This window comes from Streptosporangium sp. NPDC002524, assembly GCF_040295985.1.
In the GTDB taxonomy this organism is placed as follows: domain Bacteria; phylum Actinomycetota; class Actinomycetes; order Streptosporangiales; family Streptosporangiaceae; genus Streptosporangium.
The window spans coordinates 1-19,612 of record NZ_JBEOWK010000042.1 but is presented as its reverse complement, the minus strand read 5'-3'; the positions used below and the strand labels follow the sequence as shown (position 1 = coordinate 19,612).

General features: G+C 71.9%; 18 protein-coding genes. 13 read left to right on the top strand and 5 right to left on the bottom strand.

The genetic code is table 11. The annotated features are described in order from the left end of the window. The first annotated feature begins 388 nt into the window (after window positions 1-388). Window positions 389-1,468, top strand: coding sequence for an enolase C-terminal domain-like protein (locus tag ABT053_RS40745; RefSeq protein ID WP_350976975.1), 1,080 nt, complete (start codon window positions 389-391; stop codon window positions 1,466-1,468). Between the two features lie 10 nt (window positions 1,469-1,478). Here ABT053_RS40745 and ABT053_RS40740 read toward each other — a convergent pair whose 3' ends face one another. Next, on the bottom strand, window positions 1,479-1,973 hold the full coding sequence (locus ABT053_RS40740; protein ID WP_350976972.1) for a winged helix-turn-helix transcriptional regulator: 495 nt from the start codon (window positions 1,971-1,973) through the stop codon (window positions 1,479-1,481). A 186-nt stretch (window positions 1,974-2,159) separates the two neighbouring features. Here ABT053_RS40740 and ABT053_RS40735 point away from each other — a divergent pair, with 186 nt between their 5' ends. The 5 genes from ABT053_RS40735 (at window position 2,160) to ABT053_RS40715 (ending at window position 6,359) form a co-directional block, all read left to right on the top strand. Beyond that, the gene (locus ABT053_RS40735) at window positions 2,160-3,014 is read left to right on the top strand and encodes an enoyl-CoA hydratase/isomerase family protein (RefSeq protein ID WP_350976969.1); all 855 of its coding nucleotides are present in this window, start codon (window positions 2,160-2,162) and stop codon (window positions 3,012-3,014) included. 2 nt (window positions 3,015-3,016) lie between these two features. Beyond that, complete coding sequence (locus ABT053_RS40730; protein WP_350976966.1) at window positions 3,017-4,399, top strand: CaiB/BaiF CoA transferase family protein; 1,383 nt, start codon at window positions 3,017-3,019, stop codon at window positions 4,397-4,399. After that, window positions 4,396-4,950: a DUF302 domain-containing protein gene (locus tag ABT053_RS40725; protein WP_350976963.1), complete on the top strand. Its 555-nt coding sequence runs from the start codon at window positions 4,396-4,398 to the stop codon at window positions 4,948-4,950. Before ABT053_RS40730 ends, ABT053_RS40725 begins: the two co-directional genes overlap by 4 nt. Before the next feature lie 96 nt (window positions 4,951-5,046). Further along, window positions 5,047-5,178: a hypothetical protein gene (locus tag ABT053_RS40720; protein WP_350976962.1), complete on the top strand. Its 132-nt coding sequence runs from the start codon at window positions 5,047-5,049 to the stop codon at window positions 5,176-5,178. Further along, window positions 5,175-6,359: a lactate 2-monooxygenase gene (locus ABT053_RS40715; RefSeq protein WP_350976960.1), complete on the top strand. Its 1,185-nt coding sequence runs from the start codon at window positions 5,175-5,177 to the stop codon at window positions 6,357-6,359. Before ABT053_RS40720 ends, ABT053_RS40715 begins: the two co-directional genes overlap by 4 nt. Before the next feature lie 105 nt (window positions 6,360-6,464). Here the strand turns inward: ABT053_RS40715 and ABT053_RS40710 are convergent, their stop codons facing one another. Both ABT053_RS40710 and ABT053_RS40705 read right to left on the bottom strand, forming a co-directional pair. Continuing rightward, entirely contained in the window at window positions 6,465-7,613 is a 1,149-nt protein-coding gene (locus ABT053_RS40710; protein ID WP_350976958.1) for an oxalate decarboxylase family bicupin, read from the bottom strand. A 395-nt stretch (window positions 7,614-8,008) separates the two neighbouring features. Then, entirely contained in the window at window positions 8,009-8,998 is a 990-nt protein-coding gene (locus ABT053_RS40705) for an AraC family transcriptional regulator (RefSeq protein WP_350976957.1), read from the bottom strand. 458 nt (window positions 8,999-9,456) lie between these two features. Here ABT053_RS40705 and ABT053_RS40700 point away from each other — a divergent pair, with 458 nt between their 5' ends. Next, window positions 9,457-10,446 carry a dienelactone hydrolase family protein gene (locus ABT053_RS40700; RefSeq protein ID WP_350976954.1) on the top strand — a complete coding sequence of 330 codons (990 nt, stop codon included), beginning with the start codon at window positions 9,457-9,459 and terminating at the stop codon, window positions 10,444-10,446. A gap of 193 nt (window positions 10,447-10,639) precedes the next feature. On the opposite strand, the gene ABT053_RS40695 is transcribed toward ABT053_RS40700, so the two are convergent. Then, window positions 10,640-12,787, bottom strand: a complete 2,148-nt coding sequence (locus ABT053_RS40695; RefSeq protein WP_350976952.1) for an amylo-alpha-1,6-glucosidase — start codon at window positions 12,785-12,787, stop codon at window positions 10,640-10,642. Between the two features lie 176 nt (window positions 12,788-12,963). On the opposite strand from ABT053_RS40695, the gene ABT053_RS40690 reads away from it, so the two are divergent. From ABT053_RS40690 to ABT053_RS40670, 5 genes are all read left to right on the top strand, one after another. Then, window positions 12,964-14,157 (top strand): LacI family DNA-binding transcriptional regulator, encoded by a 1,194-nt coding sequence (locus ABT053_RS40690; protein ID WP_350976949.1) that lies wholly within the window; start codon window positions 12,964-12,966, stop codon window positions 14,155-14,157. 65 nt (window positions 14,158-14,222) lie between these two features. After that, window positions 14,223-15,506, top strand: coding sequence for a sugar ABC transporter substrate-binding protein (locus ABT053_RS40685; protein ID WP_350976946.1), 1,284 nt, complete (start codon window positions 14,223-14,225; stop codon window positions 15,504-15,506). Between the two features lie 65 nt (window positions 15,507-15,571). Further along, on the top strand, window positions 15,572-16,729 hold the full coding sequence (locus ABT053_RS40680) for a carbohydrate ABC transporter permease (protein WP_350976944.1): 1,158 nt from the start codon (window positions 15,572-15,574) through the stop codon (window positions 16,727-16,729). Then, window positions 16,729-17,616, top strand: a complete 888-nt coding sequence (locus tag ABT053_RS40675; protein WP_350976941.1) for a carbohydrate ABC transporter permease — start codon at window positions 16,729-16,731, stop codon at window positions 17,614-17,616. The genes ABT053_RS40680 and ABT053_RS40675 overlap by 1 nt, the downstream gene beginning before the upstream one ends. Before the next feature lie 79 nt (window positions 17,617-17,695). Then, window positions 17,696-17,926 (top strand): zinc-ribbon domain-containing protein, encoded by a 231-nt coding sequence (locus ABT053_RS40670; protein ID WP_350976940.1) that lies wholly within the window; start codon window positions 17,696-17,698, stop codon window positions 17,924-17,926. A gap of 238 nt (window positions 17,927-18,164) precedes the next feature. On the opposite strand, the gene ABT053_RS40665 is transcribed toward ABT053_RS40670, so the two are convergent. Then, complete coding sequence (locus tag ABT053_RS40665; RefSeq protein WP_350976939.1) at window positions 18,165-18,338, bottom strand: hypothetical protein; 174 nt, start codon at window positions 18,336-18,338, stop codon at window positions 18,165-18,167. 529 nt (window positions 18,339-18,867) lie between these two features. Between ABT053_RS40665 and ABT053_RS40660 the strand changes: the two genes are divergently transcribed. Continuing rightward, window positions 18,868-19,612, top strand: a 745-nt coding sequence (locus ABT053_RS40660) for a collagen-like domain-containing protein (protein WP_502991969.1), incomplete at its 3' end; no start/stop codon positions are given.

Here is a 19,612-nt window from a genome sequence, read left to right as displayed (position 1 = left end):
TGAAAAGGTACGGCGGCCGCCGCCGCCCGTGCCATCCGCTCAGCGCGGGTTCCATCCACCTGGCGCGAACTCTCTCCCGAGCCTTTTCCGACCTCTCCCCGGCCCTTCCCGAAGCCGCCACGGAACCGCCGCGAGACTGCTGCGGGACCGCTGCGGAACCACCACGGAACCGTCGCGAGACCATCGCGGGCGGGAAGGGCGGAGGCGGCTCGTTCATCTCCCGGCAAATTCCCGCGCCGTTCTCTTTGCCGGGACGAGCCCGTGTCCGCGGCGGTTTCCGGGGAGTAGGGGAGTATTCGAACCGCAGGCGCCGAAGCGGTCCCGATCACCCGGAGGCGGCAGTGACATGACGACAGCGACATGACGACGGCGACATGACGACGGCGACATGACGACACTTCCGGCGATCGCGGAGGTGCGCGCGCGTCCGGTCGTCGTCCCCATGGCGCGGCCCCTCCACACCGCCTCAGGGTCGGTGTCGGCCGCTCCGCTCGTCCTGCTCGACGTGACCACCGAGGGCGGTGTGACCGGACACTCCTACGTCTTCGCGTACAGCTCGGCGATGCTCCCCGCCCTGACCTCCATCGCCGGGGAACTCGCCCCCGAACTGGGCGGCAAGCCCGTCGCGCCCGTACGGCGGATGCGGGAGCTCCAGGCGCGGTTCCGGTTGCTCGGCACGCAGGGGCTGCTCGGCATGGTGATGTCGGGGATCGAGATGGCGCTCTGGGACGCCCTCGGCAAGCTGACCGGCCGGCCTGTCGCCGGGCTTCTCGGTGGCGAGCCCGTCATGCTGCGGGCCTACGACAGCTACGGCATGCTCGACCCCCGGCGGGAGGAGCGGGCCCTCCGGGGTTCCGTCGAGAACGGGTTCCGGGCGATCAAAATCAAGATCGGTTATCCGGACGCGGCCCGCGACGTGGCGGTCGTGCGGCGGGTTCGCGAGATCATCGGATCCGACGTCGAGCTGATGGTCGACTACAACCAGTCGCTCGACCCACTGGAGGCCCGCCGACGGATCGAGCGGCTCCGCGAGTTCGACCTCTACTGGGTGGAGGAGCCGGTCGCCGCCGAGGACCTCGACGGCCATTCCTACGTACGGCGCACCACCGGCGCGAGAATCCAGACCGGGGAGAACTGGTGGTTCCCGAGGGGATGCCACGCGGCCATCGCGGCGTCGGCCTGCGACCTCGCCATGTTCGACATCGTGAAGATCGGCGGCTTCACCGGCTGGACGCTCGCGGCGGGGCAGGCGGAGGCGGCCTCGCTGCCGGTGTCCAGCCACCTCTTCGTCGAGGCGAGCGCGCACGCCATGGCGGTGACGCCCACCGCCGACTGGATGGAGTATCTCGATCTCGCGGGCGCGGTGCTGCTCACCCCGTACCGGCCGGTCGACGGCCACGTCGTCGCCGCGGGCCCGGGGCTCGGGATCACCTGGGACGAGGAGGCCGTCGCCCGGTACGCGGTATGAACGCCCGCCCTCAGGTGACGGGGCTCGCGAGGGGGGTCGGCTCGGGTGAGCGCCAGGGCCGTACCCAGGACTCCTCCTCGCGGCGCAGGGGCCGCCCGCAGTGGTCACAGCGGCCGCCGGCCGTGGTGGCGTGCCCGCAGGTGCGGTGAACGACCCGCATGGGTTCGGCGGGCTCGTCGGGCGCGGTGTGTTCGTGGCCCCAGGCGGCGAGGGCGTGCAGCACCGGGAGGATGTCGGCGCCCGCTGCGGTGAGGCGGTATTCCTCGCGGGTGCGCCCGCCGTCGCGGTAGGGCACCCGGGTGAGCAGGCCGCGCTCGACGAGGCGGCTGAGCCGGGCGGACAGGATGTTGTCGGCGATGCCCAGGTCCGATCGGAAATCCTCGAAGCGGGTCATGCCCAGCGTGGCGTTGCGCAGGATCAGCAGCGTCCACCGCTCCCCTATGGCGTCAACGGCCCGGCCGATCGGGCAGGGCGCCCCCACCCGTGCTTTTCGGTCGGTTGCCAAGGCTTTAACCCCTTTCGCCCATAACTGGCTTGCGATAAGCAAGTCTACTTCATACGGTTGGCCGTAGACCTAACTATCAAACTGCAAGTTAGAGCCGTGTTCGCCCCCACGGGAGTAGCGAACACACCGGACGGGCCGCCGCCCACGTCGTGAACCGTCGCCACCGCCGGGAAGGAGCGGGCAGCCATGCCAGAGCAGAGGACCGAAGCGGGCCGGGCCTTCTGGCCGGTCGCCGAGGAGACCCGGACCTTCCCGCCGTACGGCGAGGAGACGCCGGTCGGCCGCCGGACGGACGGCCGCGTCGCGGTGCTGACCCTCCGGCACCGGCCCCACAACCTGCTGGACGCCGCCTTCTGCGAGCGGATCGTCGAGGCGCTCCACTGGGCGTGGGCCCAGGGCGCCCGCGCGGTGATCGTCGAGAGCGGGCTGCGTCATTTCTCCGCGGGCGCCGATGTCGACGCGATGCTGGCCGCCGCGACGGAGGGGAACGGCGTCCTGGACTGGCGGTTGCCCGACGTGCTGCGCGCCTTCGACGAGTTGCCGATCCCGATCGTGGCGAGCGTGCACGGAATCTGCGCCGGGGGCGGGCTGGAGGTGGCGCTCGCCTGTGACCTCGTCGTCGTGGGTGAATCCGCCAAGCTGGGGTTGGTGGAGGCGGCCGTCGGCCTGCATCCCTTGATGGGCGCCGTCCAGCGGATCACGCAACGCGCCGGTGCCGCGCGGGCGAAGGAGATGGTCATGCTCGGACGCCGTCACGACGCGCGCACGATGGAGCGCTGGGGGATCGTCAACCGGGTCGTCGCGGACGAGCGGCTGGGCGCGGCGACGATGGCCCTGGCCCGTGAGCTGGCGGCGGGGCCGACGGTGGCGCACGCGGCGACGAAGAGGCTGGTGTCGATCGCCGTCGACCAGGGCGTCCGCGCGGCCGACGAGGCCATGTCCGAGATCCAGGAACCGATCCTGCGCTCCGCGGACTTCCGCGCCGGGGTGGAATCGCTGAACCGCGACGGCCCCGGCCGGGCGCGCTTCGGGGGGTGGTGACCGTGCCCGCACCGTTGACCGGCATCCGTGTCGTGGACTTCTCCCGGGTGCTCGCCGGACCGCTCTGCGCGCAGACGCTGCTGGAGCTCGGCGCCGAGGTCGTCAAGGTGGAACCACCGGGCGGCGACCTGTCCCGGCAGGCGTTCCCCCGCGAGGCCGAGATCTCCGGCTACTACGCCCAGCAGAACGCCGGCAAGCGCGACGTCTCGATCGATCTCAACGTGCCGGGCGCGCGGGAGGTGGCGCTGCGCCTGTGCGACCGCGCGGACGTGATCGTGGAGAACTTCCGGCCGGGCACGCTGCCCTCGTTCGGGCTGGACTACGCCACCGTCGCCGCGCGCAACCCGCGCGTCGTCTACGCCTCGATCAGCGGTTACGGCCAGCACGGCGCGTGGCGCTCCCGGTCGGCGTACGCGCCGACCATCCAGGCCGAGACCGGCGTCACCGAGATCACCATGGACCAGTTCGGCACCCCCGGGGGACGGCCGCGCACCGACTCGCTGTCGCACGCCGACGTCTACTCCGGGCTGCACGCCGCCGTCGCCATCCTGGCCGCGCTGGAGCACCGGCACCGCACCGGCCGGGGCCAGTACATCGACGTGGCCATGGCCGCGGTCATGATCTCGATCAACGAACGCCTCCACTCGGACCTGTCGGATCAGGACCTCGGGGCGGAGCCACCGATCCTGGGCGCCACGGACTGCCCGTTCTTCGTCGATCCGGAGGGGGAGACCTTCATCAGCTCGATGAGCCTGGTGGGCAGCGCGTCGTTCCCCCTCTACCTCGCCGCCATGCGACGCTCCGACCTCGCCGACGACCCGCGATTCCGGACGCCCGAGGCGCGACGGGAGCATCTGGACGAACTACATGCCATCGTCCAGGAATGGATCTGGACGTTCGGCGACACGGCCTCCATGGACGCGCAGTTCGACGAGGCGAAGATCGCCATCGGACGGCTGCGCGCCGTCGGCGAGTTCGCCGGCGGCCGGTGGGCGCGTCAGTGGGCGGCCACGCGTACGGTTCCCGACCGCGACGGCGGCCGGATCACGGTACCCGGGCCGCCCTGGCACTTCAGCGACGGCGAGCCCGGCCCGTCGGAATCCGGCCCGCCGGAGAGGGTGCCCGCCCGGCAGGGCGAACACAACAACGACGTCCTGCGCGAGCTGGGGTTCGACGAAGGGGAGATCGGTTCCCTGCGGCGCCTGGGCGTACTCGTCGAGCCCGGCCGGAGCGAGGAAAAGACCGGGAGCGACCGGGCGAACGACCCCGGGCGAATCCTTCCGGAGGAACTCCAGGAAAGGGAACCGGCCCAGACAGACCACCACGGCATCCCGCGCGCCCGCCAGAGCGCCGGCAGCCACGAGACGACACCGGGGAGATCATGACTCAGCAGCTGGACACCAGGACCCGCACCGTCACGCACGAGGTGAACCGCCTAACCGTCGGCGTCTCCGCTCCGTTCCGGGAGTTCCGCGAACGCTACGAACGCGCCGTTCCCGCATTCGACACCGGCCGCTTCGAGCGGCTCGTCGAGGACGGCGCCGGCTGGGACACCGTCCTGCGGGCGACGGCCGAGAACGCGCCGCACGATTTCCTCGTCTACTGGAGCTTCGAGGCCATGCCGCTGATGGGGCTGGCCGGAGATCGGTGGCTCTGCGTCGAGTACCTGATGGGCAACCACACGATCGCCCAGCGGATGTTCCATCACGATCCGGCCATCCTGCTGTACGCGCCGCTGCGCACGGCGATCTACGAGGACGCACAGGGCACGACCTGGTTCGCCGTGGACCAGCCGAGCACCCGCTTCTCCAGCTTCGCCGACCCGGACATCACCGAGGTCGGCCTGGAGCTGGACCGCAAGCTCGCCGCCCTGCTGGAGCATCTCGACGCGCCCGTACCCGCCGAACTCGTCCGGGGACGAACGTCCCATGGCTGAGAGCCCCGTCGCCCTCCGCCCGGCCCGCGCCGGCCGTCCCCCACGGGTTCGCGCCGTCGCGGCGGAGGTGAGGGAGGCGGCGGGGGTGAGGGTGCGGTGAGAACCCTGGTCGCGGGCACCGGCGCGACCGGCACGGCGACCCGCCGGACGCGCGGAACGGCCGGTGAGGCCGCCCCCGTCCCCATCCCCGGCAGCGTCCCCGTCCTCGCGGAAAGGCGGTCGGCATGAGCTCGCAGTTCGGTGACTACCAGAACGAGATCTACTCCGACGGCCTGCGCGGCGTGGTGCCGGGGCTGCCGATGACCTTCGCCGGGATCGAGGCGAGGGCCGAGGCCGCGCTGCCGCCCTCGGTGTGGTCGTACGTCGCGGGAGGCGCCGGCGACGAGCACACCCAGCGCGCCAACGTCGCCGCCTTCCGGCGCTGGGGTCTCATCCCCCGGATGCTCGCCGGAGCCGTACGGCGTGAGCTGTCGGTGGAGCTGTTCGGCATGAGACTGCCGGCCCCGCTGTTCATGTCCCCGATCGGGGTGATCGGGCTGTGCGCGCAGGACGGGCACGGAGACCTGGCCACGGCCCGGGCGGCCGCCCACACCGGGATCCCGATGACCGCCTCGACGCTCTCCGCCGACCCGATGGAAGCCGTGGCCGGGGAGCTCGGCCGGACCCCCGGCCTCTTCCAGCTCTACACCCCCACCGATCGGGAACTGGCGGAAAGCCTGATCCACCGCGCCGAGGCCGCCGGATTCAAGGGCATCGTCGTCACCCTCGACACCTGGGTCACCGGCTGGCGCCCCCGCGACCTGAGCACCGGCAACTTCCCCCAGCTGCGCGGGCACTGCCTGGCCAACTACACCTCTGACCCGGTCTTCCGCGCCCAGCTCGACCGCACCCCGGAACAGGACCCTCGGGCCGCCGCCGCGCACTGGGCCCGGATCTTCGGCAACCCCCTCACCTGGGACGACCTGTCCTGGCTCCGTTCGGTGACCGGCCTGCCCCTGCTGCTGAAGGGCATCTGCCACCCCGACGACGCCCGCCGGGCCAGGGACGCGGGCGTCGACGGCGTCTACTGCTCCAACCACGGCGGACGGCAGGCCAACGGGGGCCTGGCCGCCCTCGACGCGCTGCCCGCCGTGGTCGACGCGGCGGACGGCCTGCCCGTCCTGTTCGACTCCGGCGTCCGCTCCGGAGCCGACGTGGTCAAAGCCCTCGCCCTCGGCGCCACCGCCGTCGGCGTCGGCCGCCCCTACGCCTACGGCCTCGCCGCGGGCGGCACCGACGGCGTCGTCCACGTCCTGCGCGCCATCCTCGCCGAAGCCGACCTGATCATGGCCGTGGACGGCTATCCCACCCTCGCCGACCTGACGCCCCAGGCCCTGCACTGGACACCGGGCGGCCCCCTGCCCTCGTAGCGGGCGGACTCCGGGCCGCTCGACGGGTTGTCTCATGTGGAGCGCCCCCGTTGCGGAACCGGGCTCGGCGGCGGGGCCGCCGTCATGCGCCCCGGGCGGGGGCCGTCAGGCGACGACGGGACGCTTGTCCTTCGGCAGCGCCTCGATCATCGACCGGGGCATGTTCAGGGTGTCGGCGCTGACCTGGGGCGGGAGGTTGGCCATCCACTGGGTGGCGGAGATGTCCTCGAACCGGGGGTTGCGGAACATCTCCAGGAAGACCAGCGGCTCGCTGCCGAGGTTTTCGACGTAGTGCCCGTAGGCGAAGGGGACGTAGCCGACGTCACCCGCCCGGAAGTCGAACGTACGGGCCAGGCCCGAACCTGCGAACACCCCCATCCGGCCGAAACCGGAGATGTAGTACTGCCACTCGTCATCGGTGGGGTGCCAGTGCAACTCGCGCAGGCCGCCCGGCTCGACCTCCACCAGCGCGGCGGCGATCGAGGTGGCCGCCGTGAAGTTCGTGGAGTCGGCGACCCGGACGGACCCGCCCCGGAAACGCTCCGGCCGCTGCGCGAGCATCCTGTGCTTGAACGTACGGGGCACGTCGCCCGTGGGGCTGACGACCCGGTCGGACTCCAGGGGAGGGGGAACCTGTCCCTGGAAGATGTATTTCTCCTTCTCCGGCATGTGCGCCATCTGCTCCGGCGTCCAGCCGAAGTTCTTCGCCAGCACGCTTTTGGGGGTGTGCGCGAAGAAGTCGCTGACCATGAAGGTGGAGTTCTCCGAGAACCCGCCGTCGTCGAAGACGAGCAGGAACTCCACCCCCTCCTCCAGTGCCTGGATGTAGTGCGGCACGCCTTTGGGGAAGAACCACAGATCGCCCTTCTCCACGTCTTCGAGGAAGTTGCGGCCCTCCTGGTCGACGGCACCGATCCGGCAGTTTCCCTCCAGCACGTAGCCCCATTCGGCCTCCTTGTGCCAGTGCAGCTCGCGATAGGCGCCGGGGTTGAGTTTCATGTCGACACCGGCGAGCGTGGTGGCGATCGGCAGCTCGCGCTGGGTGATCTCACGGGTCCAGCCGCCCTCCTCGATCCGGGTGTGGGCCATGGCGAAGGAGAACTTCATGTTCGGGATGGTGCCGTGGTCGGTTTCCGGTGGAGTGAGCATGTCGGGGTTCTGCAGGTCGAGGTCGATGTTCCGCGGGCCGGTGTCGGTGCCGCCCTTGCCGTCGCGTTGCGGCTGCGGAATCCTCGACTGCGTGGATTCGGTCATATGAGATCGTCCTCTCGAGTCATATTGCGATCACCGCTTCGGCGGCACAAGAAAGGTTTCGGCGGCACGAGGAGAAAGGAGTGGATTGATTCCCTCTCCCCCGTGGCCGCCACGGCGAGGACAATCGCGACGCACATGAGCATCAGCTCAGGGAAAGCCGGACGGACGCGCCGTGAAACGCATCATATAGATATGATTTTTACTGTATGCCTTCTTGAAACAGGCATACGACATCAAGGATGCCCGATGAAGACATTCTCAAAACGACGCCGCTCCGCAGAAGAAGCAGGCCGATAGTATTCTGGCAATAAATACTGATTAGTCCATTTAAAGTCCCGGCCCGAGCGATCCCGTCGCGGCGGAAGAGGGCCCGCGCCCAGCCCGCCGGAGGGTCGTCAGCCGCCGCGCAGTGTCTGTGACGGCGCCTGGCCGTACCGCGCGCGGTAGAGGGCGGCGAAGCGCCCCTGGTGCGGGAAGCCCCAGTGGGCCGCCACGTTCGTCACCGTGCACCTGGCCGGATCACCGGCCGCCAGCTCGTCGTGTACCCTCCCCAGGCGCACATCCCTGAGATAGGTCATCGGGGTCAGCCCGAGATGGCGGCGGAAGCCCTCCTGGAGCGAGCGCCCGCTGACCGCGACGGCGCGCGCGACGTCGTCGGTCGTGAGCGGCAGGTGGGCGTGGTCGTCGATGTACCGCATCGCCCGGCGCACCACCTTGGGCAGCGCGGGCGGCCGGGGGGCGGTCAGCCGCTCCAGATAGTTGGACGGCTGCCCGGTGAGCAGGGAGGAGAGCATCGCGTTCTCCAGATGGGCGATCGCCAGCGGCTGCGCGGCGAGCCCGTCACCGTGCTCGGCCTCCCTGACGATCAGGTCGGCCATCGCCCTCCAGGCCCGCGCCCAGCCCGCGGTCATGTCCACGCCCAGGTCGAAGACGAGCGGGCGGCCGAGCCGCTCCCCGAGCATCCGCTCCAGGGCGTCCTCGACGACCGGCCGGTCGAACTTGACGATCAGCTGGGGGCAGCCGGCCGCCCAGCGCATGTCGAGGTGTTCCGACGGCGACGGCAGGGACGCCAGCTCCGGCGTCGACACGATCTCCTGGCCGCCGCACCGGATCAGGCTGCGCCCGGCCAGCGGGATCTGCACCAGGAAGAAGGATTCGAGCTCCCCGGGCTCGATGCGGACGTCCGCCCCGTAGTCCAGGTAGTTCACCCGCACGGTGCCCAGCTGGACCGAGTTGAGCCGCGCGGCGAGCCGGGAGACGTCACCGGCGAGCTCCAGCCGGTGGGGGCAGAACACCCGGGCCACCAGCTCGCGGGCCTCGTCGAGGTCCGCGGTGTCGAAGACCGGCCTGTTGCCGAGCGGGACCGGTCCTCGCATCTCGCCCATCGACACTCCAGCCCTCTGCCCGTACGTCCCCGCACGTGCCGTCGCGTGCGTACGGCGACGCGAGATCGCGCACGGCCGATCCCCACATGATCTAACTGCCGGACCCGGCCGACTATGGAGAAATACGCAAAGACACCGGAGACCGTGTCCGATAGCGGACAGGCCTCATGGACCTCATGGACCTCATGGACGAGGTACGCCCGCGTGCCCGGGGCGGGAGTGCCGACGGCCTGTGGCCGTGCTCGCGGGCGCGGAGCCCCGCACTCTCGGCGGCGGGCCCTCGCTGTCCCCCTCCCGCGTGCCCGCCTGCGCGCGGAGTCCTCGTAAGTCACCGCGGGGAGGTCCGCTGTCAGGTGGCGTCGCGTGGCCCGGCTTTCGGCAGGCGCGTGGCGCGGCTTTCGGGAGGCGCGTGGCCCGGCTTTGCCATGGCTTTCATCCGCCGGTCCTACCGTGTGCTGGTGACGTCTTTTCACCGGTACCTCGCGGAGGAGGTCGCGGTCGACCACGCGGAAGGGCTCATCCCCCGGCGCGAGGCGCTGCACCGCCTCACCCTTCTCGGGCTGGCGGCGCCCGCCGCGGGCGCGCTGCTCGCGGCCTGGAACACCGGCGGCGAGAACGCGACCACATCGGCCACCACCGGACCCGGCGCGGGTACCGGTACCGGTACCGGCATCGCCACGGGACCCGATGCCGGTACGGGACCCGGTGCGGCGATGGCGTCCGCCGCGCCATCGGGTGGTGTCTCGCCCGCGGGACCCTCGCCCCTGCCGACCGAGGAGATCATCTTTTCCGGCACCGAGAGCGGCGTCACCCTCAGGGGCGCCTGGGCGGCGCCCGCGCAGCCGAGGGGCGCGGTGCTCGTCATCCACGAGAACCGCGGGCTCACCGATCACATCCGGTCGATCGCCGGGCGGCTGGCGGCCGACGGCTACTGCGCGCTCGCCGTCGACCTGCTCTCCCGCGAGGGCGGGACCGCCTCCTTCGAGGAGCCGGCGCAGGCCACCGCGGCACTGGGCGCCATCTCCCCCGAGCGTCTCGCCTCGGACATGAAGGCCGCCCTGGGCGAGCTGGAACGGGGTGCCCCCGGCAAGAGGCTCGGCGTCACCGGTTTCTGCTTCGGCGGCGCGATGACCTGGCTGCTGCTGGCCTCGGACGAGCCGCGCCTGTCGGCGGCCGTCCCGTTCTACGGCCCGCTTCCCGACGACGCGGACCTCTCCGGGTCGAGGGCCGCCGTCCTCGCGATCTACGCCGAGCGGGACGGCCGGGTCAACGCCACCCGCGACGAGGCCAGGACCGCCCTGGAGAGAGCGGGCCTGGAACACGAGATCGTGACGTTTCCCGGCGTCGACCACGCCTTCTTCAACGACACCGGCCCTCGGTACGACGCCGGTGCCGCCACCGGGGCGTACCGGCGCCTCCTGGACTGGTTCGGCCGCCACCTGGCCTGAGCGCCCCGTACCCGAGGCCCCGTACCCGAGCGCCCACGCCTCCGCCGCCCCGACCCGCCCGGTGGGGACCACCGGCTCAGCTCACGCCGAGTCCCGCCCGGCGGAGATCCCACCTCGGCTCACACCGGGAACCTCTCGGTGGATCCCGCCTCAGCTCACACTGAGGCACGCCCGACGGAGATCCCGCCCCAGCTCACACCGAGGCCCGATCGATGGAGATCCCCCCGGGCAGGCCGGTCACGGCGACCTCGCCCTCCCGGTCGACGGCCGCGCTCACCTCCGCCCCGGCGACCCGCAGGCCGCGTACGGAGACCGCGCCCAGGGGGGCGCCGGTGAGCGGGCGCAGCAGCATCCGGCCCCCGGGCACGTCGGGGTAGAGGCCGAGGGCCGCGTGCACGACGGTCACCGCGGCGGCGGCGGACCACGCCTGCGGGCGGCAGGCGGCGGGGTAGGGCACCGGCCGGCCGAGCGCCGAGCGGTCGTCGCCGCCGAACAGCTCCGGCAGCCGGTAGCCGAACGTCTCCCCGGCCGCGAGCAGCCCCTCGGCCAGGGTCGCCGCGTGCGTCGCGAACCCGGCGCGGGCCAGCCCGGCGACGACGATCGCCGTGTCGTGCGCCCAGATCGACCCGCAGTGGTAGGACAGCGGGCTGAAGCCGCCCGCGTCCGCCGACATCGTCCGCAGGCCGAAGCCACCGGCCATCTCCGGGGAGACGAGGAGGTCGGCGATCCCGGCCTCCTCCTCGGCGTTGAGCAGGCCGGTGCCGAGCAGGTGCCCGATGTTGCTGGTCAGCGCGTCGACCGGGCGCTTGTCCCGGTCCAGGGCGAGGGCGGGGAAGCGCCCCTTCGGCCCGTCCACCCAGAACCGGGCCCTGAAGCGCTCGGCCAGCGCCGCGGCGTGCTCGCGCCAGCGGGCCGCGCCGGGGCGGCCGAACGCCTCCAGCAGGTCGGCGCCCTGCCGGGCCGCCTGGTGGGCGTAGCCCTGCACCTCGACCAGGGCGATCGGCGGCTGGGCCTGGCGGCCGTCGTGGAAGCGCAGCGCGTCGCCGGAGTCCTTCCAGCCCTGGTTGGCCAGGCCCCGGCCGCTGGTGTCGACGTACTCGACGAACCCGTCCCCGTCGGGGTCGGCGGGGCCGCCGAGCCAGCCGAGGGCGGCCTCCAGGTGGGGCAGCAGCGCGGCGATCTCCCCGGCGGGGGCGCCCCAGCGCCAGGCGTCGTGCAGCAGGCCGATCCACAGCGGGGTGGCGTCGATCGTGCCGTAGTAGGCGGCGGGCAGGTGCAGGTCGTTGCCCTCGACCGTGAAGTCGTGCCGGCGCAGCTCGTGCAGGATCTTCCCGGGGGCCTCGCCGGAGGCGGGGTCGATCCTGGTGCCCTGCCTGCGGGCCAGCACCCGCAGGGTGCCCATGGCCAGCTCCGTGCCGAGCGGCAGCAGCATGCGGGCGGCCCAGATGCTGTCGCGGCCGAAGAGGGTGAGGAACCAGGGCACTCCCGCGCCGAGGAAGGTGTCGCCGGGGGTGGCGGTCTCGGCCAGCCGCAGCGAGCGCAGGTCGTCCATGGACTGCTCGAAGAGCCTGCTCAGCCGGTGGTCGGCGGCGACGACCCGGGGCTCCCCCTCCCCCACGGCCCACTCGGCGGGGCGGCCGGGCGCGGTCACCACGGCCTGGGGGTCGTGCACCTCGACCCGCCAGGACAGGGTGACCCGGCCGCGGGGCGCCAGCTCGACCGGCCAGCGCAGGAAACCGGTGCGCGCGTACCCGGTGGACTCGGCGGACTCGGCCCGCGCGCCCGTACCGGTCACCGCGACCCGGACGCCGCCGGAGTGCCAGGAGATCTCGCCGGGCGCGGTGTGCTCCGGCGCGGCCTCGGCGGTGTCGCCGCCGGACTTGACCACCTCGATGGGGGCGAAGTCGCAGCCCAGTTCCAGGCTCACGACGGCGGTGACGGGGACGGTCGCGCTGGAGACGATCTCGACACGTTCTTCCATGCCACCCGGTACGACCTGCCGGAACCGCTCGATCCGTACAGTGGGATCGGGGACGGGATCACCCAGCCATCGGGCCAGCGTGACGAACCTGGTGGCGCCCGGCCCCTGCGGCGCGTGGCCGACGGCCTCGGGCTCGCGGCCGTCGATCGTCAGGGTGGCCTGCGACAGGGCGCGGGAGTCGGCGTGAAACACGCCCTGCACACCGGCCGGGCGGATCTGCCCGTCGCCGCCGCTCAGCGCGACGGTCGGCGCCAGCACGGTGCTGACCAGGTCGTGCAGCAGGGGCTGGAGGCGGTAGGCCTCGGTGGAACCGGCCACCGTGACCGCCGGGGTAGTGGGGGACGAGGCGTCGTCGAGCACGACTTACTCCCTCAGATCGTGTCGAGCCGGTGACGCCTTGACAGACGACGGCCGGGGGGTGCACATTGCGAAACACTCTCTTTACTTGAACGATCCAACCATTACGCTCCGTTTACTTGAACGATCCAATCATGCACCATGCCCCTTTGAACGTTCAAACCCTCAGAAAGGTGCAAATGGCCACAAAGGTGACGATCACTGACGTCGCACGCCGTGCCGGGGTGTCACGTCAGACGGTGTCGAACGTGCTCAACAGCCCCGAGCTGGTCCGCGAGGAGACTCGCGACCGGGTGCGGGAGGCCATCGAGACGCTCGGCTACCGGGTCAGCCAGGCCGCGCGGCAGATGCGCACCGGCCGCTCGCGACTGATCGCCACACGCATCGAGCCGGACCAGGACGGGATCAACGGCTCGGTGCTCGACCGGTTCCTGCACGGGCTCACCGCCTCGGCGGCCCGCGCCGGGTACCGGATCCTGCTGTACGCGGCGGGCGACGAGCGTTCGGAGATCGACACCTTCGACGACCTGGTCGGGAGCCACGAGCCCGACGCCTTCGTGCTCACCAGCACCTACCACGGCGACGGCCGCCCCGCGTGGCTGCGCGAGCGGCGGCTGCCGTTCGTCACCTTCGGACGCCCCTGGGGGAACGCGGGAAGCGCCGAGAACCCGGACGACCCGGATGACCCGGGGCACCCCTGGGTCGACGTGGACGGCGCGGCGGGCACCGCGGCGGCCACCCGCCACCTGCTCGACGTGGGTCACCGGCGGATCGGGTTCCTCGGCTGGCCGCCGGGCTCCGGCGTGGGCGACGACCGCAGGTCCGGCTGGGCCAGGACCCTCGCCGAGGCCGGGGTCGACCCGGCGGGCCTGGACCAGGCCACCGACGACGGGGTGGCCGACGGCGAGAAGGCGGCCCGCGACCTGCTGCGCGCCGAGCGGCCGATCACCGCGCTGGTCTGCGCCAGCGACTCGCTCGCCCTCGGCGCGCTGCACGCCGTCCGCTCCCTCACGGCCTCGGGGCAGCTGACCGCCTCGGGCCGCCTCACGGCCGAGGGACTTCTCACGGTCGGGGGGCAGGCCGGGGGCGAGGAGGGCCTGCCGGTCCGCGTGATCGGCTTCGACGACACGCCGGTGGCGAAGGCGGTGGGGCTCAGCAGCGTCAGCCAGCCGCTCGCCGAGGCCGCGGCCGGCTGCGTCGGCCTGCTCACCCGGCTGTTCGACCCGCCCTCCCCCGGCGACCACGGTGGCCCCGGTGATCACGGTGGATCCAGCGGATCCGGTGAATCCGGCGCCTCCTCCGACCCCGGGGCCGGGGGGCCCCGCACGCACGTACTGCTCCAGCCGTCCCTGATCCTCCGGCAGTCGTCATGACCGCCTGACCGTACGACCACCTGACTCTCCTTCGGATCACCCCCCGCGAAGATTGGAAAACCACGATGAAACAGCCGACCAAGCAGCCGACCAGGCAGCACAGCCTCCGTACCGCCGCGCTCGCCGCGCTCGCCGCGGGCACCTTGGCGACCACGGCCGCCTGCGGCAGCGGTTTCGACGACTCCAGCGGCCAGAGCGCCGCCCCGCAGAGCAGCGGGCCCGCCAGCCTGCAGGTGCTCATCGGCTCCTCGGGCGACGCGGAGACGAACGCGCTGCGCGAGGCCGCCCAGACGTGGTCGGCGTCCTCGGGCAGCACCGCGACGATCACTCCCGCCCAGGACCTGACCCAGCAGCTCGGCCAGGCCTTCGCCGGGAGCAACCCGCCGGACGTGTTCTACGTCGACGCCGCGCGCTTCGCCGACTACGCGAGCGTCGGGGCGCTGGAGCCGTACGCGGACAAGATCTCCGACTCCGCCGACTTCTACCCCGGCCTGCGTGAGACGTTCACCCACGACGGCACCTTCTACTGCGTGCCCAAGGACTTCTCCACCCTCGCGCTGATCGTCAACGACGACCTGTGGAAGAAGGCCGGGCTCACCGACGCCGACGTGCCGACCACCTGGGAGCAGCTCACCTCGGTCTCGAAGAAGCTCAAGGAGAAGGTGCCGGACGTCACCCCGCTGGTCATCGGCGACACCCGCGACCGGGTCGGCGCGTTCATGGTGGAGGCCGGCGGCTGGATCGTGAGCCCCGACGGCAAGAAGGCGACCGCCGACAGCCCGGAGAACGTCGCGGGCCTGAGCTACGTGCAGGGCCTGCTGAAGGAGAAGCTCGCCCAGTTCCCCAAGCAGGTGGACGCGGGCTGGGGCGGCGAGGCGTTCGGCAAGGCCAAGGCCGCGATGACGATCGAGGGCAACTGGATCAAGGGCGCGATGAAGGCCGACTACCCGGACGTCAAGTACAGCGCCCACGAGCTGCCGGCCGGGCCCAAGGGCAAGGGCACCCTGTCCTTCACCACCTGCTGGGGCATCGCCGCCAAGAGCAAGTACAAGGAGCAGGCGATCGCCTTCGTCGAGGCGATGACCAAGGCCGACCAGCAGATGGCCTTCGCCAAGGCGTTCGGCGTGATGCCCTCGCGCCAGTCGGCCAAGGACGCCTTCGTCCAGGCCTTCCCCGAGGACGCGCCGTTCGTCGACAGCGCCGAGTACGCCCAGGGGCCGGTCAACGCCGCCAAGATGGACAGCGTGCTCGCCGACTTCGACACCGCGATCCAGCAGCTGCCCGCCGGTGACCCCAAGAAGATCCTGGCGAACCTGCAGAAGAACACCCAGGCCGCGCTCGGCAACTGAGTCAGCCCGGTGCGCGGCCTCCGGAACGTTCCGGAGGCCGCGCACCGGACGTGAGGGAGACTGACGTGGCCGAGACAACGACCGCACCGCGGCGTCCCGCGCGCCGCCTTGGCGACAGGGCCAGGGAGAACATCGCGGGCTGGCTCTTCGTGGCGCCCGTGGTGGTGATCCTCACCCTGTTCATGCTGCTGCCGATCGTGATGGCGCTGTGGGTGAGCCTCACCGACTGGAACGGGCAGGGCAGCCCGTTCCGGGCACAGGTGCCGTTCGTCGGCGTGGACAACTACACCGAGCTGTTCACCCAGGACAACCTGGCCCGCCTGAACTTCATGACGAGCCTGCGCAACAACTTCTACTACGTGCTGGTCGTGGTGCCCGCCCAGACGATCCTGGCGCTCGGCCTGGCGCTGGTCGTCAACCGCCGGCTGCTGAAGGGCAAGACCTTCTTCCGCACCGCGTTCTTCTTCCCCTCGGTGACCAGCTCGGTGGCGATCAGCGTCCTGTTCCTGTTCATCTTCAGCAATTCCGGCGCGGTCAACCAGCTGCTCTCGTTCGTCGGCGTCGACGGGCCCCCGTGGTTCTCCGACGCGCGGGGCGTGCTGCACGTGCTGCTGGGCTCGGTCGGCCTGGTCGATCCCGAGGCGCCCCCCGCGGCGCTGACCGCCGGCGGCCCGTTCGGGCTGTCGTGGTGGGACTGGCTGTCCGGTCCCAGCGTGGCGATGTGCACGATCATCATCCTGGTCGTGTGGACCACCTCGGGCACGTTCATGCTGATGTTCCTCGCCGCGCTCCAGGACATCCCGGTGACCCTGGAGGAGGCGAGCATGCTCGACGGCGCGAACTCCCGCCAGCGCCTGCGCTACGTGACGCTGCCGTTGCTCAAGCCGACCCTGTTCCTCGTCCTCACCCTCGGCCTGATCGCCACCTGGCAGGTCTTCGACCAGGTGTACGTGATGAGCCAGGGCAAACCCGCGAAGACCACCCTGACCCCGGCCTTCCTGTCGTACCAGACGGCCTTCAAGGAGCTGGACTACGGCTCCGGCGCCGCTATCTCGTTCGTCCTGTTCGTGCTCATCGTGGTGCTGGCGGCGTTCCAGCGGTGGGTCATGCGCGACAGGGACGCCGGGGACGGCGGGCCCGCGAGACGCCGCGCGCCAGGTCCTACGCCAGGTCCTGCGTCACGTCCCGCTTCACGTCCCGCGTCAGGCCAGAGGAGGGCATGATGTCCGCGGTCAAGACCCGTTCCGCCCCCGCCCGTCCGGAGGGGGCGGGCGGGGGCGTCCGCTCGCTGGTCTCCAGCTTCGGCGGGTACGCCGTCCTCGTCTTCTTCTCGCTGGTCTTCCTCTACCCGTTCGTCATCCAGGTCGCCAACTCGTTCAAGACCGAGCCCGACGCCGCGGCCAACCCGCTCTCGCCCATCCCCGACCCGGTGACGCTGGCCGGTTTCGAGCGCGTGTTCGTCGACACCGGCATGCCGCTGTGGCTGGCCAACTCGGTGCTGGTCACCATCGTCATCACCGTCGGCCGGGTGTTCCTCGACTCCCTGGCCGGGTACGCGCTCGCCCGGCTGCGCTTCCGGGGGCGCAAGGCGCTCTTCACCTCGATCGTCGCGATCATGGCGGTCCCGGGGGTGGTGCTGTTCATCCCGAAGTTCCTGGTGCTGAACCAGCTCGGCATCTACGACAGCTACACCGCGCTGATCCTGCCGATCGTCGCGGACGCGGCCGGGGTGTTCATCATGAAGCAGTTCTTCGAGTCGATCCCGGTGAGCGTGGAGGAGGCGGCGCGGATCGACGGGGCGGGCCGGTTCCGGATCTTCTGGTCGGTGGTGCTGCCGATGGGACGCCCCGCCGTCATCACCCTGACGATCATCTCCTTCCAGAGCAGCTGGAACGAGTTCCCGCACACCCTGGTCGCCGTCCAGAACCCCAGCCTCTTCACCCTGCCGCGCGGCCTGGCCGACCTGGTGAGCGGCTCCCTCGGGCTCGGCAGCCAGTACCCGCTCAAGCTCGGCGCGGCGGTGCTCGCGACCATCCCGGTCGCGATCATCTTCGTGATCTTCCAGCGCTACTTCATCCGGGGCGCCAACGAGGGGGCGGACAAGGGATGACGGGGAGGGCGGGATGGCGGGAATGACAGGGATGATGCGGCGCGGGGCATAGCGGGCCCGTACCGGGTATGTCTGGATGATGCTCATCTTCGGTTTGCGTACGGTGGCCCACCGGCTCGGGGTGCTCACCCTGCTCTGCCGCAACTGCGGCAACACGGCGGCGCAGGTGCTGTCACGGCGGGTCACCAAGTTCAGCCTGTTCTTCATCCCGCTCTTCCCGGTACGGACGAGATACGACATGCAGTGCACCTTCTGCGGGATCTCGTCCACCGTCTCCAAGGACGAGGCGAACCGGCTGGCGGTCCACTGACACCCGGCTGACGTTCCGCGCGGTGCCGATTCCGGCGTACGCGCGTGCTGTGCGCCGGGCGTCCCGGGACGACCCAAAAGAGCCGACCGCATATTTGGAGTCGCCTTTATGTCAGTTTAAGGTTTACTGGAAGAGTCGCCGAGTCATCGTTTATTCCAATGGGTAATTACCGCTGGTCACCGTTTCGGTGCTGATATCCCAACTCCTCAGAACAGCGAGTAAAACGGATAAAGATGACTCACAGCGGCAATAAAATGATTTCTTCCTCGAAGCCCGGCGGACGCGCCCAGGCGTGGGCGGCGATGGCGACGATCGCCGGGGCCTTTCTGGCGGTGGCGTGCCAAACGCCCGCCGAGGCCTCGGCCCTGAAGACGAATACCGTCCAATTCAATCCGCCGTCAGATTTCGTCACCGCCCTCGTGGGCCGCCATCTCTCCGGCGCCTTCGGAAAGTCGCGTCTTCGGACGGGAGCGAACTGTTCCGGCCCGCGGGGCGCGCGGTGCGCGTGCCGGCTCGGCAACCCGGGATGCTCGCGCGACCGGCAGGAGGGCCGCGGCCAGGCCTACGCGAAGGGCACGGCGTGGCCGAAGGGCTCCGCGGAGTCGAGAGGGACGGTGAGCCGGCGGATCGCGACGAGGGTTACCGATCCTCCCGATCCGGCGGCCGGGCAGGATCCCGCGCCCCCGCCCGGAGGCCGGGGAACGTCCGCGCCCGACGGTCCGCGCACCGTGGCCGACCCGGGCCCGCCCGGTCCTGCCGGACCTCAGGGACCCGCGGGTCCCGCGGGGGCTCCGGGTCCCACCGGACCCGCGGGACCGGCCGGTGTCCAGGGCCCGATTGGCCGGACGGGCCCGGCGGGCGCCAACGGCGCACCCGGCCCCGCCGGTCTGCCCGGCCCGGCGGGACCCCAGGGCCTGCCCGGCCCGTCGGGACCCGCGGGCGTGGGAGGCGCACCGGGTCCCACAGGCCCGGCGGGCGCCCAGGGCATAGCGGGCGCGGCGGGACCCGCGGGCGTCAACGGCGTGCCCGGCCTGTCGGGTCCGGCGGGCCCCCAGGGCGCCCAGGGCCCGGCCGGCCCCGCGGGCGAGACGGGCGCCGACGGCGCGCAGGGCCTGGCCGGTCCGGCGGGCCCGCAGGGGCCGCGCGGTCCCGCCTGCGAGGACGGCGTCGACGGCGCGCCCGGCCCCACCGGACCGGAGGGCCCCCGGGGTCCGGCGGGCCCCTCGGGACCGGCCGGTCTCGACGGCGCGCCCGGCCCCACCGGGCCCGAAGGCCCCCAGGGACCCCAGGGACCCGCGGGACCCGCGGGAGCGGACGGCGCGCCCGGTGCTCCCGGACAGACCGGCCCGGCCGGAGCGGACGGCGCGCAGGGCCCGGAGGGACCCGCCGGTCTCGACGGGCTGGACGGGCTGCCCGGACCTTCGGGGCCCGCGGGAGCCGAGGGCCCCCAGGGCCCGGCGGGCCCCTCGGGCCCGGCGGGACCCGACGGCGTGCCCGGCTCCGTCGGACCGGAAGGCCCCGAGGGACCCCAGGGAGCCACGGGACCGGCCGGTCTCGACGGCGCGCCCGGCCCCACCGGACCGGAAGGCCCCCAGGGACCCGCCGGGCCGATCGGCGCCGACGGCGCGGAGGGGCCCCGCCGGGAGGACGGGCCGGGCGGCGAGGTGGAGGGCGGCCGTGTGAACT